General features: G+C 55.1%; 25 protein-coding genes and 1 riboswitch. Of the genes, 13 read left to right on the top strand and 12 right to left on the bottom strand.

The window, feature by feature from the left end; all coding sequences use genetic code 11:
• The first annotated feature begins 15 nt into the window (after positions 1 to 15).
• A complete protein-coding gene (dinB, locus tag ABEH87_RS09705; protein WP_346576068.1) occupies positions 16 to 1,071 on the top strand; it encodes a DNA polymerase IV in 1,056 nt (351 codons plus the stop codon).
• A gap of 71 nt (positions 1,072 to 1,142) precedes the next feature.
• On the opposite strand, the gene pepD is transcribed toward dinB, so the two are convergent.
• The gene (pepD, locus tag ABEH87_RS09700; RefSeq protein WP_346576066.1) at positions 1,143 to 2,600 is read right to left on the bottom strand and encodes a beta-Ala-His dipeptidase; all 1,458 of its coding nucleotides are present in this window, start codon (positions 2,598 to 2,600) and stop codon (positions 1,143 to 1,145) included.
• Positions 2,601 to 2,863: 263 nt separating this feature from the next.
• Between pepD and gpt the strand changes: the two genes are divergently transcribed.
• From gpt to crl, 3 genes are all read left to right on the top strand, one after another.
• Positions 2,864 to 3,322, top strand: coding sequence for a xanthine phosphoribosyltransferase (gene gpt, locus ABEH87_RS09695; protein ID WP_346576064.1), 459 nt, complete (start codon positions 2,864 to 2,866; stop codon positions 3,320 to 3,322).
• Between the two features lie 147 nt (positions 3,323 to 3,469).
• On the top strand, positions 3,470 to 4,720 hold the full coding sequence (gene frsA / locus ABEH87_RS09690) for an esterase FrsA (RefSeq protein WP_346576062.1): 1,251 nt from the start codon (positions 3,470 to 3,472) through the stop codon (positions 4,718 to 4,720).
• Positions 4,721 to 4,776: 56 nt separating this feature from the next.
• Positions 4,777 to 5,178, top strand: a complete 402-nt coding sequence (gene crl, locus ABEH87_RS09685) for a sigma factor-binding protein Crl (protein WP_346576060.1) — start codon at positions 4,777 to 4,779, stop codon at positions 5,176 to 5,178.
• Positions 5,179 to 5,293: 115 nt separating this feature from the next.
• Here crl and ABEH87_RS09680 read toward each other — a convergent pair whose 3' ends face one another.
• Entirely contained in the window at positions 5,294 to 6,418 is a 1,125-nt protein-coding gene (locus ABEH87_RS09680; protein ID WP_346576058.1) for a porin, read from the bottom strand.
• Between the two features lie 246 nt (positions 6,419 to 6,664).
• On the opposite strand from ABEH87_RS09680, the gene proB reads away from it, so the two are divergent.
• From proB to ABEH87_RS09665, 3 genes are read left to right on the top strand one after another with little or no spacing between them, the layout of a single operon-like run.
• Positions 6,665 to 7,768: a glutamate 5-kinase gene (proB, locus tag ABEH87_RS09675; RefSeq protein ID WP_346576056.1), complete on the top strand. Its 1,104-nt coding sequence runs from the start codon at positions 6,665 to 6,667 to the stop codon at positions 7,766 to 7,768.
• An 11-nt stretch (positions 7,769 to 7,779) separates the two neighbouring features.
• Entirely contained in the window at positions 7,780 to 9,033 is a 1,254-nt protein-coding gene (gene proA, locus ABEH87_RS09670; RefSeq protein ID WP_346576054.1) for a glutamate-5-semialdehyde dehydrogenase, read from the top strand.
• Between the two features lie 20 nt (positions 9,034 to 9,053).
• Positions 9,054 to 9,680 carry a LysE family translocator gene (locus tag ABEH87_RS09665; protein WP_346576052.1) on the top strand — a complete coding sequence of 209 codons (627 nt, stop codon included), beginning with the start codon at positions 9,054 to 9,056 and terminating at the stop codon, positions 9,678 to 9,680.
• Between the two features lie 41 nt (positions 9,681 to 9,721).
• Here ABEH87_RS09665 and hisS read toward each other — a convergent pair whose 3' ends face one another.
• The 3 genes from hisS to hdcC all read right to left on the bottom strand — a co-directional run bounded on the left by hisS (position 9,722) and on the right by hdcC (position 13,583).
• Positions 9,722 to 10,978 carry a histidine--tRNA ligase gene (gene hisS / locus ABEH87_RS09660; protein WP_346576050.1) on the bottom strand — a complete coding sequence of 419 codons (1,257 nt, stop codon included), beginning with the start codon at positions 10,976 to 10,978 and terminating at the stop codon, positions 9,722 to 9,724.
• A 77-nt stretch (positions 10,979 to 11,055) separates the two neighbouring features.
• Complete coding sequence (locus ABEH87_RS09655) at positions 11,056 to 12,192, bottom strand: histidine decarboxylase (protein WP_346576048.1); 1,137 nt, start codon at positions 12,190 to 12,192, stop codon at positions 11,056 to 11,058.
• Positions 12,193 to 12,233: 41 nt separating this feature from the next.
• Positions 12,234 to 13,583, bottom strand: coding sequence for a histidine-histamine antiporter (gene hdcC / locus ABEH87_RS09650; RefSeq protein ID WP_346576046.1), 1,350 nt, complete (start codon positions 13,581 to 13,583; stop codon positions 12,234 to 12,236).
• Between the two features lie 407 nt (positions 13,584 to 13,990).
• Between hdcC and ABEH87_RS09645 the strand changes: the two genes are divergently transcribed.
• Positions 13,991 to 15,877: an ATP phosphoribosyltransferase regulatory subunit gene (locus ABEH87_RS09645; protein ID WP_346576044.1), complete on the top strand. Its 1,887-nt coding sequence runs from the start codon at positions 13,991 to 13,993 to the stop codon at positions 15,875 to 15,877.
• A gap of 41 nt (positions 15,878 to 15,918) precedes the next feature.
• Here the strand turns inward: ABEH87_RS09645 and ABEH87_RS09640 are convergent, their stop codons facing one another.
• The 3 genes from ABEH87_RS09640 to ABEH87_RS09630 all read right to left on the bottom strand — a co-directional run bounded on the left by ABEH87_RS09640 (position 15,919) and on the right by ABEH87_RS09630 (position 18,486).
• On the bottom strand, positions 15,919 to 16,737 hold the full coding sequence (locus ABEH87_RS09640) for a shikimate 5-dehydrogenase (RefSeq protein ID WP_346576042.1): 819 nt from the start codon (positions 16,735 to 16,737) through the stop codon (positions 15,919 to 15,921).
• Between the two features lie 115 nt (positions 16,738 to 16,852).
• Positions 16,853 to 17,776 (bottom strand): pyridoxal-phosphate dependent enzyme, encoded by a 924-nt coding sequence (locus tag ABEH87_RS09635; RefSeq protein ID WP_346576040.1) that lies wholly within the window; start codon positions 17,774 to 17,776, stop codon positions 16,853 to 16,855.
• Positions 17,773 to 18,486 carry a PAS domain-containing protein gene (locus ABEH87_RS09630; RefSeq protein WP_346576038.1) on the bottom strand — a complete coding sequence of 238 codons (714 nt, stop codon included), beginning with the start codon at positions 18,484 to 18,486 and terminating at the stop codon, positions 17,773 to 17,775. Before ABEH87_RS09630 ends, ABEH87_RS09635 begins: the two co-directional genes overlap by 4 nt.
• 136 nt (positions 18,487 to 18,622) lie before the next feature.
• Positions 18,623 to 18,695: riboswitch (Fluoride riboswitch) on the top strand.
• A gap of 81 nt (positions 18,696 to 18,776) precedes the next feature.
• Between ABEH87_RS09630 and crcB the strand changes: the two genes are divergently transcribed.
• Positions 18,777 to 19,154 carry a fluoride efflux transporter CrcB gene (crcB, locus tag ABEH87_RS09625; RefSeq protein WP_346576037.1) on the top strand — a complete coding sequence of 126 codons (378 nt, stop codon included), beginning with the start codon at positions 18,777 to 18,779 and terminating at the stop codon, positions 19,152 to 19,154.
• A gap of 2 nt (positions 19,155 to 19,156) precedes the next feature.
• Here the strand turns inward: crcB and ABEH87_RS09620 are convergent, their stop codons facing one another.
• Both ABEH87_RS09620 and ABEH87_RS09615 read right to left on the bottom strand, forming a co-directional pair.
• Positions 19,157 to 19,906 (bottom strand): hypothetical protein, encoded by a 750-nt coding sequence (locus ABEH87_RS09620; RefSeq protein WP_346576036.1) that lies wholly within the window; start codon positions 19,904 to 19,906, stop codon positions 19,157 to 19,159.
• Position 19,907: 1 nt separating this feature from the next.
• Positions 19,908 to 20,105: a hypothetical protein gene (locus ABEH87_RS09615; protein WP_346576034.1), complete on the bottom strand. Its 198-nt coding sequence runs from the start codon at positions 20,103 to 20,105 to the stop codon at positions 19,908 to 19,910.
• 281 nt (positions 20,106 to 20,386) lie between these two features.
• Here ABEH87_RS09615 and iraP point away from each other — a divergent pair, with 281 nt between their 5' ends.
• On the top strand, positions 20,387 to 20,680 hold the full coding sequence (gene iraP / locus ABEH87_RS09610) for an anti-adapter protein IraP (protein WP_346576032.1): 294 nt from the start codon (positions 20,387 to 20,389) through the stop codon (positions 20,678 to 20,680).
• On the opposite strand, the gene ABEH87_RS09605 is transcribed toward iraP, so the two are convergent.
• Positions 20,677 to 20,847, bottom strand: coding sequence for a hypothetical protein (locus ABEH87_RS09605; protein WP_346576030.1), 171 nt, complete (start codon positions 20,845 to 20,847; stop codon positions 20,677 to 20,679). The genes iraP and ABEH87_RS09605 overlap by 4 nt on opposite strands.
• 140 nt (positions 20,848 to 20,987) lie before the next feature.
• On the opposite strand from ABEH87_RS09605, the gene ABEH87_RS09600 reads away from it, so the two are divergent.
• Positions 20,988 to 21,878 carry a dihydrodipicolinate synthase family protein gene (locus ABEH87_RS09600; RefSeq protein WP_346576028.1) on the top strand — a complete coding sequence of 297 codons (891 nt, stop codon included), beginning with the start codon at positions 20,988 to 20,990 and terminating at the stop codon, positions 21,876 to 21,878.
• A 63-nt stretch (positions 21,879 to 21,941) separates the two neighbouring features.
• Here ABEH87_RS09600 and yjbE read toward each other — a convergent pair whose 3' ends face one another.
• Positions 21,942 to 22,184, bottom strand: a complete 243-nt coding sequence (yjbE, locus tag ABEH87_RS09595; protein WP_346576026.1) for an exopolysaccharide production protein YjbE — start codon at positions 22,182 to 22,184, stop codon at positions 21,942 to 21,944.
• Positions 22,185 to 22,610: 426 nt separating this feature from the next.
• On the opposite strand from yjbE, the gene ABEH87_RS09590 reads away from it, so the two are divergent.
• Together ABEH87_RS09590 and ABEH87_RS09585 are read left to right on the top strand one after the other, a co-directional pair.
• The gene (locus ABEH87_RS09590) at positions 22,611 to 23,195 is read left to right on the top strand and encodes a methyltransferase (RefSeq protein WP_346576024.1); all 585 of its coding nucleotides are present in this window, start codon (positions 22,611 to 22,613) and stop codon (positions 23,193 to 23,195) included.
• A 75-nt stretch (positions 23,196 to 23,270) separates the two neighbouring features.
• Positions 23,271 to 23,501: a hypothetical protein gene (locus tag ABEH87_RS09585; protein ID WP_346576022.1), complete on the top strand. Its 231-nt coding sequence runs from the start codon at positions 23,271 to 23,273 to the stop codon at positions 23,499 to 23,501.
• Positions 23,502 to 23,520: the final 19 nt, after the last annotated feature.

The raw sequence follows: 23,520 nt of genomic DNA, 5'->3' as shown, positions 1-23,520 counted from the left end.
ATTGTCGGAGGGGTTATGCGTAAAATCATTCACGTTGATATGGACTGCTTCTTTGCCGCAGTGGAAATGCGCGATAATCCCAGCCTGCGCGATATCCCGATCGCGATTGGCGGCAGTGAAAAGCAGCGCGGTGTGATTAGCACGGCCAACTATCCGGCACGAAAATTTGGCGTACACAGCGCGATGTCTACCGCCATGGCGCTCAAGCTCTGCCCGCATCTGACGGTCATTCCCGGCCGCTATGAAGCCTATAAAGAAGCCAGCGCCCATATCCGTGAAATCTTCACCCGTTTTACCTCTCTGATTGAACCCCTGTCGCTCGATGAGGCCTATCTGGATGTGACAGACAGCCAGCACTGCCACGGGTCGGCGACGTTAATCGCACGCGAGATCCGCGATACGATTCAGCGGGAGCTGAATCTCACCGCGTCGGCCGGGGTGGCTCCGATCAAATTTCTGGCAAAAATCGCCTCCGATATCAATAAGCCCAACGGCCAGTTTGTCATCACCCCGCCGGAGATGGCTGATTTCCTCACCGGCCTGCCGCTGGCAAAGATCCCCGGCGTGGGAAAAGTCACGGCCAGAAAGTTAGAAGAGCTGGGGCTGACCACCTGCGCTGACGTGCAGAAAACCGACCTGGCAACGCTGTTAAAACGCTTTGGCAAATTCGGACGTGTTTTATGGGAACGCTGTAATGGCATCGATGACCGTGCCGTTATCACCAGTCGCGAGCGTAAATCGCTCGGCGTGGAGCGCACCCTGTCGGAGGATATCCATCAGTGGGAAGAGTGCCTGGAGATTATCGACAGATTATATGATGAGCTGGACAGGCGGCTGAGTAAAATCAAGCCGGACCGGCAGATCGCCCGCCAGGGGGTAAAGCTGAAATTTACTGATTTCCAGCAGACCACTCAGGAACATGTCTGGCCGATGCTGAATAAAGCGGACCTGATTGAGGTGGCGCGTAAAAGCTGGGACGAAAGGCGCGCCGGACGCGGCGTCAGGCTGGTGGGGCTGCACGTTACGCTGCTGGACCCGCAGCTGGAGCGGCAGCTGTTGCTGGGGTTGTAAAAGGAGCGAATGGGTCATTCGGGCCGATCGAAAAAAATGATCGGCCCCTACAGTCCGCCCGTTGCGTCGGGTTATTTAACCGGAATGGCCTTCAGCAGAGCGGTCAGCAGCTGCCAGTAAAGACCGACGCTGGCAATGTGCACCTGCTCATCCGGCGAGTGTGGTCCGGTGATGGTCGGCCCAATCGACACCATATCCATCTGCGGGTACGGCTCTTTAAACAGCCCGCACTCCAGACCGGCGTGGATCACCTGAATGTTCGGCGTCTTATTAAACAGTGTTTCATAGGTTTCACGCACCAGCGCCATGACCGGCGAGCTGGCGTCCGGCTGCCAGCCAGGATAGCTGCCTTTAGCGAGGGTTTTTGCCCCGGCAAGCTGGCCGAGCGCGGTGAGCATTTCCACCACAGAGTCTTTGCCGCTGTCGATCAGGGAACGGATCAGGCAGTTAATCTTCGCCTCATTACCGTCAATGCTGACCACTCCGACATTCAGAGAGGTTTCCACCACGCCTTTCATCACGTCAGAGTTGCGGATCACGCCATTCGGGGTGCTGTTCAGCAGAGCGATGAAGGTATCGCGGCTGGCAGCACTCAGCGCCTGCTCCGCGTGGGCGAGGTCTTCCACAACGACGGCGATGTTCTTCTCTTTCAGGCTCAGTTCATTTTGCAGCGTCAACAGATAGCCTGCCGCCAGTGACTTCAGCTTGTCGAGACTGGCTGCCGGAACGGCCAGCGTGGCGAAGGCTTCGCGCGGGATCGCATTACGCAGCGTACCGCCGGTAAAGTCGACCAGACGCAGGTCAAGTTCGCGGGCGTGGCTGAACAGGAAACGCGCCAGCAGCTTGTTGGCGTTGCCCAGACCGACGTGAATATCACAGCCGGAGTGCCCGCCTTTCAGACCTTTCAGGGTCAGTTTTACCGTCTGATAGCCTGCCGGAACCGCTTCACGGGTCAGCGCCAGGGTGCTGGTAAAGTCGATGCCACCGGCACAGCCCATGTAGATCTCACCTTCTTCTTCCGAATCGGTGTTGATCAAAATATCGGCCTGAAGCCAGCCCGCCTGTAAACCGAATGCCCCGGCCATACCGGTTTCTTCGGTCATGGTCAGCAGCACTTCCAGCGGACCATGTTCCAGGCTGTTGTCGGCCAGCACCGCCAGCGCAGAGGCCATACCAATGCCGTTATCAGCCCCCAGCGTGGTGCCACGGGCTTTCACCCATTCGCCATCTACCCACGGCTGGATCGGGTCTTTAGTGAAGTCGTGAACCGTATCGTTATTTTTCTGCGGGACCATATCCAGGTGCGCCTGGAGAGCCACCGGTTTACGGTTTTCATAACCCGGCGTGGCCGGTTTACGAATCAGGATGTTGCCCACCTCGTCGCGTTCGTTCCAGAGACCCTGTTCTGTTGCCCAGGCAATGATATGGGCAGCCAGCTGCTCTTCATGATAAGAAGGGTGGGGAATAGAGCAGATTTTGGCAAAAATATCCCACAGCGGCTGCGGGGATAACTGGGATAATTCGGACACGATCACTCTCCTGTGTCAGCATCACCTTTCTGCCGCGCAGGCAGCAGGCATGCATTGATATCGATTGGAAAATTCCCGCCAGCGAATCTGACGCGATGGCAAAAGAATATCACCGTTTTCAGGCTGATGCTCACGCTGTGCCACGAAAAAAGGGGGCGACAGGGCCAGGCGGGCTGGTTTTTAGTGCCTCAGATCACTATAATTCCGCGCAACCGCTCCCCTTGCACATTTTTAAGCCAATATAGTTGGCCGGGATTCTTTTAATGAGTGAAAAATACGTCGTCACCTGGGACATGCTGCAAATCCATGCCCGTAAACTGGCCGCGCGCCTGCTGCCAGCCGATCAGTGGAAAGGCATTATTGCCGTCAGTCGTGGTGGCCTGGTGCCTGCTGCACTGCTGGCGCGCGAGCTGTGTATCCGCCATGTGGATACCGTTTGTATCTCCAGCTATGACCATGATAATCAGCGCGAGATGACCGTGCTGAAGCGTGCAGAAGGCGACGGTGAAGGTTTTATCGTTATCGACGATCTGGTGGATACCGGCGGCACCGCGCAGGCGATCCGCGATATGTACCCTAAAGCGCGCTTTGTCACTATCTTCGCGAAACCGGCTGGTCGCCCGCTGGTGGATGATTATGTCATCGATATTCCGCAGAACACCTGGATCGAACAGCCATGGGATATGGGCATTGCCTATCTGCCACCGCTGGTGAAAGGCTGATTTTTTCTGCCGCCAATCAGCGCTAATTAGCCTGTTCAGATCAAAACGTGCCCGATTCTGTCGGGCACGTCTGTTTTTACCCTTCGCGTGAACCCCCCTGCTACGGTAGACTCAAATGCTACCCGTACGCCGGAGGACCTCCCAGTTATGTCGCCGAAAAATCTCAGCGAAGAACTTTTCAAGCCGCGTTTTAAACATCCGGAAACCTCATCGCTGGTGCGACGTGTGCATCACCACCGCCCGTTAAGCATCCACTCCACGCTGGACGGTGAAACCCATGCTGGCTGGTATCGCATGATCAACCGCCTGTTGTGGTCCTGGCGTGGCCTGACACCACAGGAGGTGAGCGAGGTGCTGGCGCGTATTGCCGCCTGTACCGTTGAGCATACCGATGACCAGCTGCTGGATACGGTGATTGGCTATCGTGGCGGCAACTGGATTTACGAGTGGTCAAAGCAGGCTGCACTGTGGCAGCAGAAGGCCAGTGAATGCCAGGATGATGCGCTGGCGGGGGAGCACTGGCTGCACGCGGCACATCTCTACAGCGTGGCGGGTTATCCGCATCTCAAAGAAGATGAGCTGGCTGAGCAGGCACAGCTGCTGGCCAGCCGTGCCTATCAGGAGGCGACGAACCGCCTGCCCGGTGAGCTGAAAGAGCTGGAGTTTGCCATTCCCGGCGGCAGCCCGGTAACCGGGTTCCTGCATATGCCGCCTGAGGTCAAAGCGCCGTACCCGACCGTTTTGCTGTGTGGCAGCCTTGATGCTCTGCAAAGCGACCATTACCGTCTGTTCCACGACTATCTCGCCCCGCGCGGCATTGCCATGCTGACGCTGGATATGCCATCAGTGGGCTTTTCTGCCAAATGGAAGCTGACCCAGGACTCCAGCTTTCTGCATCAGCAGGTGCTGCGTCAGCTGGAAAATATTGCCTGGGTGGATCATACCCGCGTGGCCGCCTTTGGTTTCCGTTTTGGAGCCAATGTGGCCGTCAGGCTGGCGTATCTGGAGAGTCATCGCCTGCGCGGCGTTGCCTGCCTGGGGCCAGTGGTCCACAGCCTGCTGAGCGATACGACTTTGCAGGATCGCGTACCTGAGATGTATATGGACATGCTGGCCAGCCGGCTGGGGATGTCCGGCACCTCTGACAGCGCGCTGCGTATTGAACTGAGCCGTTTTTCACTGAAGATTCAGGGGTTGCTGGGCCGCCGCTGTCCGACGCCAATGCTGTCCGGCTACTGGGCCCATGATCCCTTCAGCCCGGAGGAGGAGTCGCGTCTTATCACCCGCTCTTCCAGCGCCGGACGGCTGTTAAAAATTAATACTTCGCCTGCAATGGCGAATTTTGACCAGGGTCTGCGTGATATCTGCGACTGGCTGGCAAAACAATTAGAGACCTGAGTTGCTAAAATTCAATAGTTTGCTACACCTATAGGCTCAACTTAAGGAGTTAAACGATGACGTTACCGAGTGGACATCCTAAGGGGCGGCTGATTAAGCGCTTTCACTCTTTAGGTCCTTACATCCGTGAAGGAAAGTGTGAAGGCAACCGCTTCTTTTTCGACTGCCTGGCCGTTTGCGTCAATGTGAAACCCGAGCCGGAACTGCGTGAGTTCTGGGGCTGGTGGATGGAACTGGAAGCCCAGAGCGACCATTTCACCTATGAATACCATTTTGGCCTGTTCGACAAAGAGGGCAACTGGAAGCCGAGTACGGTGAAGGGTAAGGATAACAATGCCCGTCTTGAAGAGACGTTACGTAATTTTCATGTGCGTTTGAAAGCGCAGCTGGCAGAGATTGAGCTGGGTCTGATCCCGGCTGAGGGATTTGCCGATCAGCCGGTCAAGCTGACCGATTAACAGCGGGTGCGGAATAAAGGAAAAGGCTGGATTGCTCCAGCCTTTTTTTTAGACACATAACGAGGGGTAAATCAGTTATCGCTGCAGCAGTGGCGTGTTACAGCGTTAAAACAGATTAGAACTGGTACATCATGCCAACGGCAACGATGTCGTCGGTGTTCACAGCCAGTTTATTGTCATCATTCAGCAGGTTGATTTTGTAATCCACGAAGGTCGACATGTTTTTGTTGAAGTAGTAAGTCGCACCCACATCGACAAATTTCACCATATCCGCATCACCGACACCGTTCTCAACATCTTTGGCTTTGGTCTGCACGTAGGCGAGGGACGGACGCAGGCCGAAATCGAACTGATACTGCGCAACCACTTCAATGTTCTGTACTTTGTTAGCATAACCGTTCTGGCTTGTTGCGCTGCCGCTGAAGCTGCCCGGTACGGAAATCGGGTTCATATTGCGGGTTTCAGCATAGGTGGTGGCCAGGTAAACACCGTTGTTGTCATATTTCAGACCGGTTGCCCAGGCTTCAGCTTTGTCACCTGAACCGTACTGGTTATCTTTCTGAGACGTACCAATCAGGCGATTAGAAGAAGACACCGCACCGTTAATGCTCAGGCCATCAATGATGGTATAGGCCACAGAGGCGCCATAGCCGTCACCGTTAGACACGTTGCCGTTACGCGTTGTGGAGGCATCGTTTTTACCCTGATACTGCAAGGCAAACTTCAGGCCATCAACCATGCCGAAGAAGTCGTTATTGCGGTAGGTCAGCATGCCGTTACCGCGGGTCAGCATATAGGTGTCAGCGCGGGTATAACCGGTGCCGCCGAACTCAGGCATCATATCGGTCCAGGCTTCCACATCATAAATCACACCGTAGTTACGGCCGTAGTCGATGGAGCCAAAATCTTTCAGTTTCAGACCGGCAAAGCCCAGACGGGTTTTGTTGCCTGACTGAGCGTCAGCGCTTTCGGAGTTGCTCAGGCTGAAGTTGTATTCCCACTGGCCGTAACCGGTCAGCTGGTCGTTAATCTGGGTCTGACCTTTGAAGCCGATACGGGTGTAAGATTTGTCAGCGTTGTTGCTGGCATTGGTATCTGCATCGCTCAAATAACGCATTGCTTTAACTTTGCCGTAGAAATCCAGCTTATTGCCGTCTTTGTTATAGACTTCTGCGGCTTGTGCAGCGGTGGACAGAGCCAGAGCTGCGGTTAAGATTGCCAGTGCGCTTTTCTTCATCATTTTCAATCAATCCCGAAAGAGTAAAATTTATGAACGGCCCGAAGGCTCTGTTCGAAGCACGGACTTTTTACCCTTTTGGTATTAAACTTTTATTACACTTTTCAACATTTATTGTTAATTGCGAACTTTTAGACTAGCAAGTGGTCACGGCTTTTTCGTCCTTTTCCCTTACTGGCTGTTGGCTTCAGCCACCACACCTGCTAAAACGTTTCTTTGTACTCTTTTTTTACGACATGGCAGGAAATAATGAGCAGCAGCCAGACCCTGGTGGTAAAACTGGGGACCAGCGTACTGACCGGCGGATCGCGTCGGCTGAATCGGGCCCATATTGTGGAGCTGGTGCGTCAGTGCGCCCAGCAACACGCTGCGGGACACCGCATAGTGATTGTGACCTCGGGCGCGATGGCGGCCGGGCGTGAACATCTCGGCTATCCCGAACTGCCCCCGACCATCGCCTCAAAGCAGCTGCTGGCTGCGGTGGGGCAGAGCCGTCTGATCCAACTGTGGGAACAGCTGTTTTCCATCTACGGTATTCACATCGGCCAGATGCTGCTGACCCGCGCTGACCTGGAAGATCGTGAGCGTTTTCTTAACGCCCGCGACACCATGCGCGCGCTGCTGGACAACCATATTGTTCCTGTCATCAACGAGAATGACGCGGTAGCCACCGCCGAAATTAAGGTGGGTGATAACGATAACCTGTCGGCGCTGGCGGCGATCCTTGCCGGAGCCGATAAACTGCTGCTGCTGACCGACCAGCCGGGGCTGTTTACCGCCGATCCGCGCAATAACCCTGACGCGGAGCTGATCCGCGATGTACACGGTATTGACGATGCGCTGCGCGCGCTTGCCGGTGACAGTGTTTCCGGCCTGGGGACTGGCGGGATGGCGACCAAGCTGCAGGCGGCCGATGTCGCCTGCCGTGCTGGTATTGAAACGATTATTGCAGCGGGCAGCCGTCCCGGTGTGATTGGCGATGTGATTGCCGCCAACCCGGTAGGGACACGCTTCCATGCCTTTGAGACTCCGCTTGAGAACCGCAAACGCTGGATCTTTGGCGCACCTCCGGCCGGTGAGCTGGTGGTGGATGACGGGGCGCTCTCGGCCATTCTCGAGCGCGGCAGCTCGCTGTTGCCTAAAGGGATTCGTGAGATCAGCGGTAATTTCTCCAGGGGCGAGGTGATCCGTATTCGCAGCCTGCAGGGGCGCGATGTCGCCCACGGCGTCTCGCGCTATAACAGCGATGCCATGCGTATGATCGCCGGGCATCACTCCCAGCAGATCGGTGAAATTTTAGGTTATGAATATGGTCCGGTGGCGATCCACCGTGACGATATGATTGTTTCTTAAGGACAGAGTTCATGCTTGAACAAATGGGTAAGGCGGCAAAAGCCGCTTCGTATCAGCTGTCGGTGCTTTCCACCGCGCAGAAAAACCAGGTACTGATGACCATTGCCGACCGTCTGGAAGCGCAGAGTGCGTCAATCCTTGCGGCCAACGAACGTGATCTTGCCGATGCGCGCCAGAACGGCATGAGTGCGGCGCTGCTCGATCGTCTGATGCTGGATCAGGCCCGCCTGAAAGGGATCGCTGATGACGTGCGTCAGGTGTGCCGTCTGGCCGATCCGGTGGGCGTGTTGATCGACGGCGGTAAGCTGGACAGCGGGTTGCGTATTGAACGCCGCCGGGTGCCGCTGGGCGTGGTCGGGGTGATTTATGAAGCGCGGCCCAATGTGACCGTTGATGTCGCCAGCCTGTGCCTGAAAACCGGTAATGCCGTGATCCTGCGCGGCGGCAAAGAGACGTATCGTACCAACGCTGCAACGGTTCGCGTCATTCAGGACGCGCTGCAACAGCACGGCCTGCCTGCGGGTGCGGTGCAGGCGATAGAAAGCCCGGACCGTGAGCTGGTGAACCAGCTGCTGAAGCTCGACCGCTATGTCGATATGCTGATCCCACGCGGTGGGGCAGGGCTGCACAAGCTGTGCCGCGAGCAGTCTACTATTCCGGTGATCACCGGCGGTATCGGCGTCTGCCATATCTACGTGGATCGCAGCATTGAGCTGGAAGCGGCACTGCGCGTGATCGTTAACGCCAAGAAGCAGCGTCCGAGCGCCTGTAACTCGGTGGAAACGCTGCTGATCGACGCGGCCATTGCCGATACCTTCCTGCCTGCACTCAGCGCCCGCATGGCGGCTGAAGGTATCGCGCTGCATGCCGATCCGCGCTCCCTGCCGCTGTTGCAGGCTGGCCCGGCCAGCGTCAGTGCGGTCACCGAAGAGCAGTACCGCGATGAGTGGCTGGCGCTCGACCTCAACGTCAGGCTGGTGGACTCGCTGGATGAGGGCATTGCCCATATTCGTGAGTACGGTACTCAACACTCGGACGCGATCCTGACGCGCACCATCGGGAACGCTGACCGTTTCGTTAACGAAGTCGATTCCTCTGCAGTCTATGTGAATGCCAGCACCCGCTTTACCGACGGCGGCCAGTTTGGCCTCGGCGCGGAAGTGGCGGTCAGTACCCAGAAGCTGCACGCGCGCGGCCCGATGGGGCTTGAGGCCCTGACCACCTATAAGTGGGTGGCTTACGGTGACGATACGCTACGCGTTTAACAACTTAACAGGCGGTTGAAATGGTCACGCTCTCTCAGCTTTTACCCTTTGCCGCCGTTGCTCTTGGCATGGTGCTGACACCCGGCCCGAATATGATTTACCTGATCTCGCGCTCCCTTTGTCAGGGGCGCAAAGCCGGGTACATCTCACTGTGTGGGGTGGCGCTGGGCTTTATGTTTTATATGCTGTGCGCGGCGCTGGGGATTACCGCGCTGCTGATGGCGGTGCCGCTGGCGTATGACGCGCTGCGTATTGCCGGAGCCGCGTATCTGCTGTGGATGGCATGGCAGGCGATCTTCGGCGGAAAATCGCCCTTCCAGCTGCGCGACCTGCCGCCGGACAGCCCGCGCAAGCTGTTTTCCATGGGGCTACTGACCAACCTGCTCAATCCAAAAACGGCGGTGATCTATCTGACGCTGCTGCCGCAGTTTATCCATCCCGAACAGGGCAACGTGCTGGCGCAGTCGCTGACGCTGGGCTTTACCCAGATTGCCACCAGCATGCTGGTGAACGCGATGATTGTGTTTGCGGCTGGCACTATCGCGACTTTCCTCGCCACCCGTCCCGGCTGGCAGAAAGCCCAGCGCTGGCTGATGGGTACGGTACTGGCCGGCCTGGCGGTGAAAATGGTGGTGGATAAGCGTTAAACACCGTGGGCGAGGCATGCCCCGCCCACGGTGGCTGACGCTTAATGCTGTCGGTTAATGGTCTGCCAGATCTCATCCGCAGGCAGTATCTGATGGCTGTCGCCCTTCAGGTCCCACAGCCCGATGTGCTGGTCAGCGTTCAGGGTGACAATATAGCGACAGCCGCTTTTCAGGGCATTGCTGTGCTGGCGTTTGAGCCGTAGTCCACTGAAGTCACTAAGTATTTTCTGTCCAGGAAGATGCTGGCGTAAGGTATTTGCCAGCAGAAGGGCATCAATATTCTGCTCAGGATTTTCACAGGTGACGACAATATCAGGGTGATTATGCACCGGGCTGTTACCTCCCGTGGACTGTATCAGCAGCAGCAGCCGCTCAATGCCGATCGCGAAGCCGGAGGCGGGGAGCTTCTTGTCACTGAACAGTTCAACTAAGCCATCGTAGCGCCCGCCGCCACAGACCGTTCCCTGTGAACCCAGTTCGTCAGTTATCCATTCGAATACCGTTCGGGTGTAATAGTCCAGCCCCCTGACCAGGCGCGGGTTCACGATATATTCAATTCCTGCGTTATCTAACAACGTGCGCAGGGTGTCGAAATGCTGGCGGGATTCTTCACCCAGGAAATCCAGCAGGCGCGGCGCGCCTTCAATCATCTCCTGCATCTCCGGATTTTTGCTGTCCAGAATACGCAGTGGATTGGTTTCCAGCCGGCGCAGGCTGTCTTCATCCAGCAGGGCGCGATGCTGATTAAACCAGCTCACCAACTCCACACGATGTTCTTTACGTTCGGGCAGGGTGCCCAGCGAGTTAATTTCCAGGCGGATAACACGGTCCACATTGAGCGCCTTGAAAATATCCCAGGTCATGTAGATCAGTTCTGCGTCAATATCGGCACCGGGCATACCGAAGGTTTCAACGCCAAACTGTGTAAACTGGCGCAGGCGTCCTTTTTGCGGTCGCTCGTAGCGGAACATAGGGCCCTGATACCACAGTCGCTGCGTGGTGTTGTAACACATGTTATTTTCCACCACGGCGCGAACACAGCCGCTGGTGCCCTCCGGTCTGAGGGTGATGTGCTCCCCGCTTTTATCAAGGAAGTTATACATCTCTTTCGACACGATATCGGTCGCCTCACCGACGGCGCGTTCAAACAGTGAGACGGGTTCCAGAATCGGCAGGCGAACCTCCTGATAGCCGTAGCGCCAGGTGATGGCCCTGACTTTACTTTCCAGCCACTGCCATATCGGCGTTTCCTCCGGGAGAATGCTGCGCATCCCCCTGATGGACTGAATCTTGCTCATGGTAAATCCTTACGTGTATCCGGATAACATCTTCATCCCCCTGCTGCCAGCGTTCTCCAGCAGGGGGAAGGCCGTCTTTAAGCCGCACTCATTACGTTGTCAGCGATCACATCGTTAATCAGAGCGTCAATTTTGCTGGTGTCGAAGTGATGAGCGGTGGTGATCAAATGAGCAACATCGCCGGAGGTGGCCAGGCAGTGTTTTTTCCATACGGCTTCTGACGGGCAGGGGAAGACAACCGTAATCGAGTTTTTGTTGCACCAGGCGTCGATCCCGGCTTCCTGCAGACGGCTGACGGCGTATTGCGCCATTGTCAGGCTGTGTTCGATGCGGCGTGTCCAGTCGGCACGGCTGTGGCTGCGGATGGCCTCCCACATCATCATTGGCGTGTGGCCATTACGCGAGCCGGTGATGGTTTTATCGTGGCCGGAGATATAGTCAATTTCGACAGAAATGCGGTCAACATTGGCTTTTTTAGCCACAACAATGCCGCAGGGGATCGGGGAACCGATCATTTTGTGGCCGGAAACACCGATGGAGTCGATGCCGTCAGCAAAGGTGAAGCCCTGAGGTTCGTCGACAAACGGCAGGATCATCCCACTCAGTGCCGCATCAGCATGTAAATAGTAATCTTCACGCTTAAAGCCGGCGTCTTTCAGCCGTTGCTGAATGATGGCGATGTCATCAATGGCGCCACGAACGGTAGTACCAATATTGGCGAAAATAATCGGATGCTTTTCATTATCCAGCGCGATTTTTTTCATCAAATCATCGTAATCAACTTCTCCGTTCGGTAAGGATTCAACCAGACGAGACTTGATACGCAGCAGCTTAACGATTTTAGCAACGGAGTAATGGGTGTCTTTAGAATAATAGAGTGTGCCGTCCGGGAATATTTCACGTCCCAGATAGCAGCCAAACATATTGCCTTCAGTCCCGCCATTGGTTACGTAGCCCCAGCTCTGTTCAAAAGGAATTTTGAAAAGATCTGCGAAGTATTCCATCACTTCTCTCTCGAAATCAAAAGAGTTAAGCAGGTAATTACAATACTCGCTCCAGTCACCACAGTTATTGATTGAAAAACGCATAAAGCGTTCGAGGTTGGTATAGTTAAAATCTGCTGACTCTGGATAGCCAATATTAAAGTATTGATTTTTTACGCAGTGAGACCAAAAAGCATCAAGTTTGTTTTGATCTTCAATAGATAAAGTCATTTTTATATTCCTTCTTTCGGTTAACGGATAAATTAATGCTGCTATTTTTCGTCCAGATAAAGGATCTCTACTCCTTTCTTGTTGCGACCTGCAGCGACGAAACAATAGAGGGGAATAGTGAGCATAATCATGACGACGCCCCAGAACATTGAGTCAGTACCCGACCCCAACATGGCAAAGATGCTGTAAATCATGCCGATAACGACCATAACGGTGTAAAACATAAAGCTGCGGCCCCGATTCATTTTTCTGGCAACCATAATGATCGGGAGAGCAATCAGCGCGTACATATAAGGTAATAGCGAAGCAAAGACCGACATTAAAATGACTGCCTCAAACTGTTTCGCCAGATTCGGTGACGCCGTCATTAATAGCACCAGCGTCATTAATACACCGGTGAATATCAGGCTTTTCATCGGGACGTCATTTTTATTCACATCAGAGAAGAATTTAGGGAACAGCCCCTGCTGCGCACCCGCGCGTGGTCCTTCTGACTGTAGAATTAACCAGCCGGAGATAGATCCGAAGCAGGCGATAATACTTAATGCCGAGGCGATATTACCGGCGGTTTTCCCAAACATATAGCGAGCGGCATCGGCAAAAGGAGCGGCAGAATTAACCAGCTCTTCGTGCGGTACCAGTCCCATAATAACGGTACAGCTGCCCACATAACAGACAGAGGCAATTAACAGCCCGTAGACCGTGGCGCGCGGAACGGTATATTCGGGTTTTTCCACCTGGCCGCTGGAGACCACCGCAGATTCGACGCCAAGAAAGCCCCAGAGAGCAATGGAGGCGGCGGTGATAATCGCTGAGGTGTCGCTTTTTCCCGTGCCGTTATACACCTGGGTGAACATGGCCGGGTCAAACCAGAACCAGCCGACCACGCCGATACCCAGCACCACCAGCAGCATACAGCTGGCGGTAAAGGACTGTGCGCGGCCTGCCACGCGGGCACCAAAGCTGGCGAGTGTAATGAATCCCCAGCGAATAACGATCGCGACGACGCTGCCGATTGACGGGTTCTTCAGCTCAGGGAAGAAGTAACTCAGATAGCCGACCCCGGCCACCAGCAAAGCCACGTTGCCGATCCAGGCACTGATCCAGTAGCAGACCGTGGTCTGAAAACCGATAAAAGGGCCGAAGGCATCACTGGCATAGGCGACGATGCCACCCGTGCGCGGAGTAATCAGGCTGGTTTTGGCAAACACCAGCGCTAACGCAATGACGCCAATAATGGTGAAGAGCCATCCCCAGAGCGAAATATAGCCGACCCCTGCCAGGTTGGTGGGTAACATAAATACACCTGAGCCCATCATATTTGATGCGGTAACAAGTGTCAGTGCCACAACCCCCATTTTATGAGCAGTACCTGCACTCACGGTTCCCATATTTAATGTCCTTTCGTCGTTGCCATAAAAAAAGTGATGTCCATGCGATATCACCGATATGAAATTGATTCTACGAATCAGGATTGGCAATTTTTAGAGGGGGGTGAGATGAAATGGCACGTTATGCATTTAATTGGCGAAAAAAAATGAAATTTTCAGGCGATAACTTAATTAATTACCCCGTCCCCTTTTTTATTTACCTTTTTTTCATGGTGGGGGAGATAAAGGTTTTTTATTTTTACTTGAATTAACAATATATTTACATGATTTAATCAACGTTGAATTTCTTTCAGTATGATTGACAACCAGGTTGTTTTTCATGCACCCTTTGATAAAAATGAATATCACCAAATGTCGATGGAATGACCGGGCTCATGTAATTTTTTATTTCTTAATGTCAGGATGATATGGTGAGAAAAGAGCGTATTTATATCCAGGGGTTACCACTGATTATTCAGTTAAAAGGGCATAATCATGACGCCATCTTTATTGATGAGGAAGACTGTGATGTTTTCCTTAACAGCCTGGACAGGGCAATAGCTCATAATCCGGCTGAGCTGCATGCTTACTCACTTCATCCGCAACAGTTTTATCTTCTATTAACCCCACAAACTAAACATGATCTCAGCGGTCTGGTTCAGCATATCGGGCGTAGCTACGTGCGCTATTTCAATAAAAAGTATCAACGCAGTGGCGCACTGTGGGAAGACCGTTATAACAGCTGCCTGATTGAACCGGGGGCCTATTTTTTATTCGCTCAGCAATTTGTCGATACCTGGGGTAAAGATAAGCCAGACTTATCGAAATGGTGTAGCTACCGACATAATACCGGCGAAGAAAATATCGCGCGTATCACCTCCCATGAGGAATTTATCAAATTAGGAAAGACGGCCGCTGAGCGGGCGTTACATTACCGTCGTTTTATTCAGGCTTCACTCAGCCCGGCGATATTGCAAAAAGTTGAAAGCTGTCTCAGTCAGAACTGTGTGCTGGGAACGCCCGCATACTGTCAGCAGCTGGAGATGTCACTGCATCGCCGGGTCAGACCCCGGCACTGTGGCCGGCCACGAAAATACTATTACAACCGGGTCATGGACTGGACGTGGCTCGAAAGTCAGGCTTCGCAGCTGTTGCAGCGCTACTGCTATCAGGAGATTCGCCTGCCGATACTGGAGCGATGGGCGGCGTCGTTGACCCCTGCAGAGGAATTTACCGGGGAAGATGCGGGCGAGTACTCACGCTCTGCTGAGCACTCAACCTTGTTACGACGTGAGGGAACCATGGGCTGTTTGTGTGCTATCGGGGAGCATCAGGACCTGCAGTCAACCAGCAAGCTCTGGTACCTGGGCACGATGTTTCGTGCGCCCAAGGCACAGCAGGCGCATATTGAACCCTTCCAGCAGCTCGGCGTGGAGGCTTTCGGCTATCCGCGTGTGGATATCGAGCTGGAGCAGTTCATCCTGCAGTATGATCTTTTCAAATCACTGCGCCTGGAAAGCCATGTTGAGCTGAGAATTAACACGTTGGGCACGACGCAGGAATTTTATGCCTTTCGCCAGGCGCTACGTCAGTTCTACCAGCCCTTTATCCCCTTTTTCAGACAGCAGTGGACAGACGGGCTGGCCAGCAAGCCAGAAAAGCTGCTGCAGTCAACGGATAACCTGCTGGTTACCCTGCGCAGCAAAGCCCCACGGCGCGAGGACTTTATCTCTGCGGCGTCACGCCAGCGCTTCGACGCATTGCTGGATGCTCTGACCCGCGCCGGGATCCCTTTTGCGGTGGATAATGCGCTGTATCCGGCTAATGCCTACTGTCACACCCTGTTTGAGTGGCACAGTGATGTGCTGGAAGAGGGGGGACTGCTGTGCCGGGGGGGGCGCTATGATGACAGCGCCAGCCTGTTACTGGGGCGTGAGATCTTCGCCTACGGCTTTGCGTTTATGCTGGAACCGCTGATGCGACTCCAGCAGTTAACCCGTAAAGGAATGCTGAAGCCGCGCATGACCGATGTGGTGATTATTTCACGCTCCAGAGCGGCGCGGGAGCATGCGCTGGGCATGGGGCGGATGCTGAGAACGGCCTTTCCTCAGCTGAGTATTATCAACGACTGTTCAGAAATGCGTATCAGCGCTTCTAAACGTAATGCAGAGCGTCAGGGAGGGCGATTTATTATCATTGTGCCGCAGGAGAACCCCGAGGTGCAGATGGAGATCTACGATCGGGACCGGGAGCTTAAACAGGTCGGTAACGTGAATACGATGATCGGCATTCTCAGCCGCAGCCTCAACCAGTAAGCGGGCGCTGAAACGGGCCGCCTGGCAGCCCGTCGTTTCACTTACTGCCGCGCATACTCCGCCGCTTTGCGGAACAGCTCATCGTCCGGGCGTACCCCGGTATAAAGGGCAAATTGTTCAACCGCCTGGATGGCGAAAACCTCAGAGCCGGTGATGGTGGTTTTCCCCTGACTGCGGGCATAACGTACCAGCGGCGTCAGTTCCGGCAGTGCCACCACTTCAAAGATCACGCTGGCGGCATCAATCGCCGCTTCACTAAACGACAGCGCTTCGGCCCCGGCACCGCCTGCCATGCCGGTAGGGGTAGCGTTAATCAGCAGCCCCGGCTGGAGTCCTGCCATGTCGGCGCGCCACTCAAAACCGTAGAGGCTGGCCAGCTCACGCCCGCGGGCTTCATTACGCGCCACGATCGTCCCCTGATGAAATCCGCTGTCTTTTAAGGCGCAGGCAACCGCTTTTGCCATGCCGCCGCTGCCGCGCAGGGCAAAAGTCAGACCGGTCGGCACCTGGTACTGCCTCAGCAGGCTGGCGATGGCGATATAGTCGGTGTTATAGGCTTTCAGGTAACCGTCGGTGTTGACGATGGTATTCACCGAATCGATAGCTTTCGCAGAGGCATCCAGCTCATCCAGCAGAGGGATGCAGGCTTCTTTAAACGGCATCGAGATAGCACAGCCGCGGATCCCCAGCGCCCGCACACCGCCGATAGCGGCCGTCAGATCGGTGGTGGTAAACGCTTTGTAGAGGTAGTCGAGATCGAGGGCGTCATACAGATAGTTATGGAAACGGGTGCCAAAATTTCCGGGCCGTGCGGCCAGCGACATACAGACCTGGGTGTCTTTGTTCAGATTTTTAGTCATCGGGTTATCTCTGATCGAAAAAGTGTGACCAGCATGGACTAAAACCACGAGATAAAAAACTGCCGGATGGCCCGGCAAATTTCCTCTTTTAACGCGGAAGCCCTCAGCGGAAAGCTTAGCTCCGCAGCGCAGCGGCCATACTTTGCAGGTTTTCCACGCTGCTGGTGGCTCCGCCGCAGACAATCACCAGCAAGGTTTGATAAGCGGCGATCTGCGGATGCGCGTCATACAGCGCCGCAAGACTGGCGCCGCACGCGGGCTCGACCAGGATCCGGTGATCGTCAAGAAAGCGTTCACAGGCCGTGACCGCCGCGAGATCGGACACCAGTACGCTGTGAATGGTATGTTCACTGGCGCATTTCAGCGCCTGGTCGCACACCCGTTTGGCGCCCAGGGACGATGCAATGCTGCGGATTTCCGCCAGTTCGACGCTGTGCCCGGCGGCCTGCGCCGCGTGGAATGATGCCGCGCCTTGTGTTTCAACGGCCAGCACCGGTACGTCCTGCCAGTGGTTGCGCTGTAACCCGGCTACCACGCCGGCCAGCAGACCTCCGCCTCCGACCGACAGCACCACGGCATCCGGCCTGATGCCGCTCTGCGCAACTTCATCAATCATTGTGGCATGTCCCTGCCAGAGCAGCGGGTCGTCAAACGGATGCAGAAACGCGTCCTCTGGGCCGAGCAGTGACTGTGCATGCTGATTGGCTTCCTGCCAGGAACTGCCGTGGACGATCACCTCTGCCTGCTCCTGACGCAGCAGCGCCTGCGCCCGTAACGACGTGGTTTCCGGCACCACAACCGTTACAGTCACGCCGAGCCGACGCCCGGCCCAGGCCACGGCCAGCCCGGCATTACCACCGGAAGAGGAAACAAAACGCTGCGCGCCCTGGCGCTGATAGGTTTCACAGGCCAGACCTATCCCGCGCAGCTTAAAGGAACCCGGCGGCTGTAGGGCTTCCATTTTCAGCATCACATTTCTGCCTGTCAGCAGGCTCAGCGGGTGGGAAGAAACAAGTGGCGTGGCAATATGCAGGCTCATGAGGGGTTCTCCGGTGGCTGTTCGTTGCGGATTTCATCCAGATAGTTGTAGATGGTGTAGCGGGTGACACCGAGCGCCGCAGCGGCTTTTTCAATCCCGCCTTTAACGATAAACATGCCGCGATCCTGCATCTTACGCACGGCTGCCAGCTTGGCCTGCTTGCGTGGGAGGCGCTGATTACCCTGTAAATCACTCAATGAGTCAGCAATGATATCGGCCATCAGCTGCGTCATATCGGCGCTCTCTTCTGCTACCGGAACCTCGCTATCGCCAGGGCTGAGCAGGCGGTCAAGGCACTGTCTGGCCGCCAGCAGGTCGCTGTTATCGGTATTGATGCACAGCGCAGCAAACGGTTTACCGTTGCTGTCGCGATACAGCGCGGTCGCACTGCGCAGCGACTGGCCGTTTTTCCCGCTGGTAAGATAATCAGGGATCACCGTCGGGGTAGTGTCTCCTGCCTGGCCGCGATCGTTAAGCAAGGCGCGCAGCCCCTGATCCTGAGCAGGTACGGCGAGCACCGGGCTGCCCGGCACGCGGCCCGTGATATGACCGTTGGCGATGGCCAGCACCGACTTTTCAGGGTGCTCAAGGTCGTGCAGTACGATCTCAGTATGGCGCCCGATGACGCTCTTCAGCGCGCTGATAGCGGCACGCAACGTTTGCAGGATCAGAGCGCGTTCGCGGGCAATAGCGGAAGAACTGACAGGCATAATGACTCGACGCTGATAAGAAAGAGTAAGTGAAGCAAGGTATCAACAGAAAGTGTATTTATCAACATTGTGTTGATTTTATCCGTGGCGGCACACAACGGTCACTTGCAAAAAAACCGGTGGCTGATTATCTTAAGCGCGATAAGGTGATGGTGTTCCACCTTTCCCAACCGCCCTGAATTGCAGGGGCTGATGACGCCTGATAATCCTGACTCTGTTTAATTACAGGTTGGTGCATCAGGCTGTGCATGAATGGCCTGCCGGCACCTTCCTTACACCCTGAGGACCTTATGTTGAAACCCCTGATGGCTGTCATGATTGGTGGCTGTGCCGGCTGTGTGATCCGCTGGTTACTGGCCGTGCGCCTTAATTCCCTGTTTCCCAACCTGCCGCCGGGTACGCTGCTGGTAAATCTGCTGGGTGGTTTTATTATCGGCGCAACCGTGGCGTGGTTTGTGCGTCACCCCGGTATTGACCCGGCCTGGAAGCTGCTGATCACCACCGGGTTGTGCGGCGGGATGACCACTTTTTCGACCTTTTCACTGGAAGTGGTCACGCTGTTACAGTCGGGCAATACCCTGTGGGCCATGGCCTCGATTCTGGTGCATGTTATCGGCTCACTGCTGATGACCTTTGCCGGTTTCTGGCTGATATCCGTGCTGTTCTAGCACTACTGATCCAGCGCACTGGCGCTGGCCGGATCGAACAGCGACAGGCTTTCTATCTGATCGAGCATAATCACTTTACGAAACGCCATGGCAGATTTCGGTTCTGAATCCAGCGTGATGTTGTGTTCGGCATACCAGCGGCTGTAGTTGTGCTCGATGCATAAGTTCAGGTTCTTGCCATCGCGGTAGCCGCTTAGCATTGGGATCAGCACCACATTGGCCGTCGCAACGTTGTCGTAGGAAGCGGTGTGGATCATGCCGATATAGATGCGCCGCGATTTCAGTGTGATCCACGCCAGCTCACCTTCTTCCATGCACTGAAACAGCAACCCTTCAACGCCATTGGCGCGTGACAGCTTTTTATACAGTTTTTTCCGGCTTTTGCTGTCCAGACCGGCGCTGCCCGACCAGCTGGAACGGTACAGGCAAAAGGTCACGGCAAAGGCCAGCATAATGACTACCGGTGCCTGGATGCCGAGAAAACTCCAGTTCATAAATTCGATTTGCCACTGATGGTGCAGGCCATCAGCCAGTGACGGAATGGCGTTGAACGTCGACGAGATGGCGAGTAACAGCAGCCAGATCAGCGCGGTGGCGAGTACGCCCTGCAGGACGAAGATACAGCCATACAGTGCGACCAGGAAGTAGACGTCCCAGCCAAATGAACGTTTGATTTTGAAACGGGTGGACAGGTCGCGGCTGGTATACCAATAGCCGCACACCATCAGCACCATAAATATTGCGGTTCCCATATCAGGCCTTTTTCAGTGAACTAACGTGACGGGCAAAATCCGCATGGACTTCTGAGCTGGAAAAATTGACCATCGCGCAGCCGTCTTCGTCAATCAGAATGCGTTCTCCTTCTTCAATCGACTCAGCAATCCCGCGCTGACTCATGGCCTGCAGCAGGGATTCCGGGCTGGAAAACAGCGAGCAAATAAAACGGAACATGGTTTCTCCTCGTTAAGCGTTGCAGAAGCCTGGCATCCGGCAGGCGATTAGGCCAACGGATAAAAGCGAAAGTCCTGGTCGGTTGGTTATCTGTAAATCTGAAAAGTCAGTGAGAGCTGCTGGCGTAAAAAAGCTGCTTTCAGAAATAAATGGATGAAAAACAATAAGTAATCTGCGGAGGAGGTCGGCCGGATATTGACGCGCAACCAGAGAAATCCTGTTTACCCGGATGGGGGAGAATGGTAATTTTATACGAATAAACTGATGAGGGTATGAGTAAAATGAAGCAACTGGTCATCGATATTTTAATGAAGCTTGCCAAGATGGATGTCGATACAAAAGAACTGACTGCTCAGGTTGAAGCGCAGTCACTGCTGATTGCAGCGCTGCTGCTAACCGCCGGCAAAGAGGGATCGTCTTCAATCGCGGAAAATATTCAAAATGCCGTGATGACCGCCTCGCGCAGCGGCGACGGTTTCTTACAGACAGACGTGGACCTGCTGTTGACTCACGTTAACCGTCTGCTGGCGGTCACCCGCTATGTGGATGACGTGGCCTCAACGGAAGACAGCTAACGGTAGACTTCGCCGCAGAGCAACACCACGCCGGGGCGACGTTCCAGAATGCGCTCCGCCATCTGTTCACAGGCGTAACGGGTGGGATAGATATGCTCAGAAACCGGCAGTGCGTCACAAGCATCATATCCACAGGCGCTGACGAGTAATACGAAGCCAATTAACATCACTCACTCCTTTGACCGGTTAGAGATTCTGCTAAGTATAGGTGACAAGTTCGGGGGAGTGTAATCCGCGTGTGCTGACCATTTTGGTTTTTATTACAGACCGTTGCCGCTTTCCGTCAGTTAACTCAGGAGCTGTTGTCATGCTGTTTCATGGACTTTCTGCTTTCCCGATCACCCCCACTGACGCCAGGGGCGTGGTGGATATCCCGGCGCTGGAAAAAGTGCTGCTGCGGCTGAAGCAGGCCGGGGTCGATTCCGTCGGGCTGCCCGGCAGTACCGGGTTGTATGCTTATCTGTCGCGGGAAGAGAAGCGGCGGGCGATTGAGGCTGCCGTGGCCTGCCTGGGGCCGGATATTCCGGTGGTTGCCAGCGCCGGGGCGTTACGTACTGACGAGGCCTGCCAGTTAGCCGAAGATGCCGAGCGCGCCGGTGCTCAGGGTATTTTACTGGCGCCGGTTTCCTATACGCCCCTGCGCGATGAGGAGGCTTTCCAGCATTATGCTGCGGTGGCGCAGTCAGTCAGCCTGCCTGTCTGTATCTATAACAATCCTGGCACCACCCATTTTGACTTCAGCCCCGCGCTATTCCAGCGGCTGGGTACACTGCCGCAGATTGCCGCGCTCAAGCAGCCCGCTAAGGCGGAGATGCAGAAAGGCGATGTGGCGGCGTTACGCGCGCTGTTTCCAGCGAAATTTGCCGTTGGCTTCAGCGGCGACTGGCATGCTGGTGGTGCACTGCTGGCCGGGGCTGACCTGTGGTTCAGCGTCGTCGGGGGGCTATTGCCAAAGCTGGCCATGGCGCTGACGCGTGCAGGACGGGCAGGGGAAAGCGATCGGGTAGCTGAACTTAATCAGCAGCTGGAGCCGCTATGGCAGCTTTTCCAGAGCCTGAGCAGTCTGCGTGTAATGTATGCCGCTGCGGATATTCTGGGGATTTGTCAGCCGGTACTGCCACGCCCGCTGCTGGGGCTGGACAAGGCAGAATCACAGCGCGTTGAGCAGGTACTGAAAGCAATGCCTGACCTGGAGTAAGCGGGCAGAAATGGCCCTGCCAGGCGGCAGGGCCATTAAGTGCTGTGTGTTTAAGAGAAAAATTTAACGCGGAACTGTCGCTGTAGTGGTGGTGGTGGTTCCGGTGTTGGAGCCATCACCGCCGCCTGATGTCGCCAGGGCCACGCCCAACAGAGCAGCGACTGCGCCCACGCCGATAGCATCTGAAGTGCCGTCTGACATGGATGATGCACTACTGCCTGCTGCCTCTCCCGCACCGGTGACGGCCCAGGTGTTGGCGCTGCCTGCCAGCATGGCCAGCAGAAAAACTGATTTAACGACTTTCATTTTATTATCCTCGGACATGGAGACAGCAGGTGCTGCAAGCGCAGAATAATGAGAATTATTGTTTTGTGATATGCCCATCTCACGGCCGATTCAGGCTGGCTCCAGTCGGGGTGGACGGAAAAAAGATCCAGTTAAAACTGGCCCTTTTTACCGTCACAATAGTGTCATAGTCGGCGCCAGCGCCGCATCGCCACCAGGATAAGAACTTTCGCGGGTGGAGTGTGGTTAACACTGGTTGTTAAACGTGGCCGCGCGTGGCTGGAATCCCCGTCTCATTTTCAGAATATCCTTTTACCCTCCCTTACTCTGCTCAGGTGTCGCTGAGCTTTGCGATTAATCCTGGTTTTCGTCAAAAACCGTAGGTTTTAAGAACTTGTTAAGTCAGTTATGGCCTACTGAAGTCTGCCGTGTTGAACTGAGGGGAATATGTTGCTATCCGCACTGACGTATATCAAAGATAAGACCGGGTATCTCCAGGAATTTATTGCCGACCCCCGCAAGACGGGAACCATTGCGCCTTCCTCTAAAGCTCTGTGCAAGGCGATGTCTGATGCTGTGGACTGGGAGCAGAGTTTGCGTATTGCTGAGCTGGGGGCCGGGGACGGTGTGTTAACCCGGCATCTGCTAACCTGCATGCGCCCGGAGGCCAGCCTGCTGACGTTTGAAACCAATCCACGCTTTCACCCACGGCTGGCCGCACTTCAGGATGCGCGTTTGCAGGTCAGTGGGGAATCGGCGGAAACGCTGAGCGGAGAGTTTGATGCGATTTTTTCCGGTCTGCCACTGTTGTCGCTGCCCCACGATGTTCGTCACCGCATCCTGCGCTGCGCGTCTGAGCAACTGAGCGAGAACGGGGTATTTGTGCAGTTCCAGTACACCTCTCTCTGCGAGCCGCTGCTGTCAGGCTATTTTGCCTGGAACCGCACGCGCGTGCTGGCCAATCTGCCGCCGGCATGGGTTTATCGCGGGCATTCGCTGGCGCAGCTGCCGTGGGCTCAGCGCCGACGTTGATAGGATAGATCCGACTCTGGCTGGCAAATAGCTCAGATTTGCTATGCTTAATCTTTAACCCAAGAGGAGGACACGATGATCAGCGAAGCAGATGTACCCGTTTCAAGTGAAGATGAAGTGTGCAATATCATCGGTAAAGCCGTGGTTGACCTGAGTATTACAGGACAGCCGGTGAATAAATCGACGCTCGGTTTAAAGCTGTTGGCGATGGCCGATCAGGATCAGGATGACGAACGTATTCTGCTGTACTGGATTGCCCGGAGGGCAATTAATCAACCGCACAAATTTGCGGAGGCACGGTTCTGATAACCGGCCTGTGACCGGT

It is taken from the genome of Erwinia sp. Eh17-17 (assembly GCF_039675725.1).
In the GTDB taxonomy this organism is placed as follows: domain Bacteria; phylum Pseudomonadota; class Gammaproteobacteria; order Enterobacterales; family Enterobacteriaceae; genus Erwinia.
Note: the sequence above shows the minus strand (reverse complement) of the source record. Positions and strands in the feature narration are given on the sequence as shown.

What these genes read in the sequence shown, in the direction of transcription:
- crcB (WP_346576037.1), top strand. Translation starts at nt 18,777, where the DNA reads ATGTTGAAACCCCTGATGGCTGTCATGATTGGTGGCTGTGCCGGCTGT.
- ABEH87_RS09640 (WP_346576042.1), bottom strand. Translation starts at nt 16,737, where the DNA reads ATGACTAAAAATCTGAACAAAGACACCCAGGTCTGTATGTCGCTGGCC.
- hisS (WP_346576050.1), bottom strand. Translation starts at nt 10,978, where the DNA reads ATGAGCAAGATTCAGTCCATCAGGGGGATGCGCAGCATTCTCCCGGAG.
- iraP (WP_346576032.1), top strand. Translation starts at nt 20,387, where the DNA reads ATGAAGCAACTGGTCATCGATATTTTAATGAAGCTTGCCAAGATGGAT.
- dinB (WP_346576068.1), top strand. Translation starts at nt 16, where the DNA reads ATGCGTAAAATCATTCACGTTGATATGGACTGCTTCTTTGCCGCAGTG.
- hdcC (WP_346576046.1), bottom strand. Translation starts at nt 13,583, where the DNA reads ATGGGAACCGTGAGTGCAGGTACTGCTCATAAAATGGGGGTTGTGGCA.
- crl (WP_346576060.1), top strand. Translation starts at nt 4,777, where the DNA reads ATGACGTTACCGAGTGGACATCCTAAGGGGCGGCTGATTAAGCGCTTT.
- ABEH87_RS09590 (WP_346576024.1), top strand. Translation starts at nt 22,611, where the DNA reads ATGTTGCTATCCGCACTGACGTATATCAAAGATAAGACCGGGTATCTC.
- gpt (WP_346576064.1), top strand. Translation starts at nt 2,864, where the DNA reads ATGAGTGAAAAATACGTCGTCACCTGGGACATGCTGCAAATCCATGCC.
- ABEH87_RS09655 (WP_346576048.1), bottom strand. Translation starts at nt 12,192, where the DNA reads ATGACTTTATCTATTGAAGATCAAAACAAACTTGATGCTTTTTGGTCT.
- ABEH87_RS09605 (WP_346576030.1), bottom strand. Translation starts at nt 20,847, where the DNA reads ATGTTAATTGGCTTCGTATTACTCGTCAGCGCCTGTGGATATGATGCT.
- ABEH87_RS09680 (WP_346576058.1), bottom strand. Translation starts at nt 6,418, where the DNA reads ATGATGAAGAAAAGCGCACTGGCAATCTTAACCGCAGCTCTGGCTCTG.
- ABEH87_RS09615 (WP_346576034.1), bottom strand. Translation starts at nt 20,105, where the DNA reads ATGTTCCGTTTTATTTGCTCGCTGTTTTCCAGCCCGGAATCCCTGCTG.
- frsA (WP_346576062.1), top strand. Translation starts at nt 3,470, where the DNA reads ATGTCGCCGAAAAATCTCAGCGAAGAACTTTTCAAGCCGCGTTTTAAA.
- ABEH87_RS09665 (WP_346576052.1), top strand. Translation starts at nt 9,054, where the DNA reads ATGGTCACGCTCTCTCAGCTTTTACCCTTTGCCGCCGTTGCTCTTGGC.
- ABEH87_RS09585 (WP_346576022.1), top strand. Translation starts at nt 23,271, where the DNA reads ATGATCAGCGAAGCAGATGTACCCGTTTCAAGTGAAGATGAAGTGTGC.
- proB (WP_346576056.1), top strand. Translation starts at nt 6,665, where the DNA reads ATGAGCAGCAGCCAGACCCTGGTGGTAAAACTGGGGACCAGCGTACTG.
- ABEH87_RS09635 (WP_346576040.1), bottom strand. Translation starts at nt 17,776, where the DNA reads ATGAGCCTGCATATTGCCACGCCACTTGTTTCTTCCCACCCGCTGAGC.
- ABEH87_RS09645 (WP_346576044.1), top strand. Translation starts at nt 13,991, where the DNA reads ATGGTGAGAAAAGAGCGTATTTATATCCAGGGGTTACCACTGATTATT.
- proA (WP_346576054.1), top strand. Translation starts at nt 7,780, where the DNA reads ATGCTTGAACAAATGGGTAAGGCGGCAAAAGCCGCTTCGTATCAGCTG.
- ABEH87_RS09600 (WP_346576028.1), top strand. Translation starts at nt 20,988, where the DNA reads ATGCTGTTTCATGGACTTTCTGCTTTCCCGATCACCCCCACTGACGCC.
- ABEH87_RS09620 (WP_346576036.1), bottom strand. Translation starts at nt 19,906, where the DNA reads ATGGGAACCGCAATATTTATGGTGCTGATGGTGTGCGGCTATTGGTAT.
- yjbE (WP_346576026.1), bottom strand. Translation starts at nt 22,184, where the DNA reads ATGAAAGTCGTTAAATCAGTTTTTCTGCTGGCCATGCTGGCAGGCAGC.
- ABEH87_RS09630 (WP_346576038.1), bottom strand. Translation starts at nt 18,486, where the DNA reads ATGCCTGTCAGTTCTTCCGCTATTGCCCGCGAACGCGCTCTGATCCTG.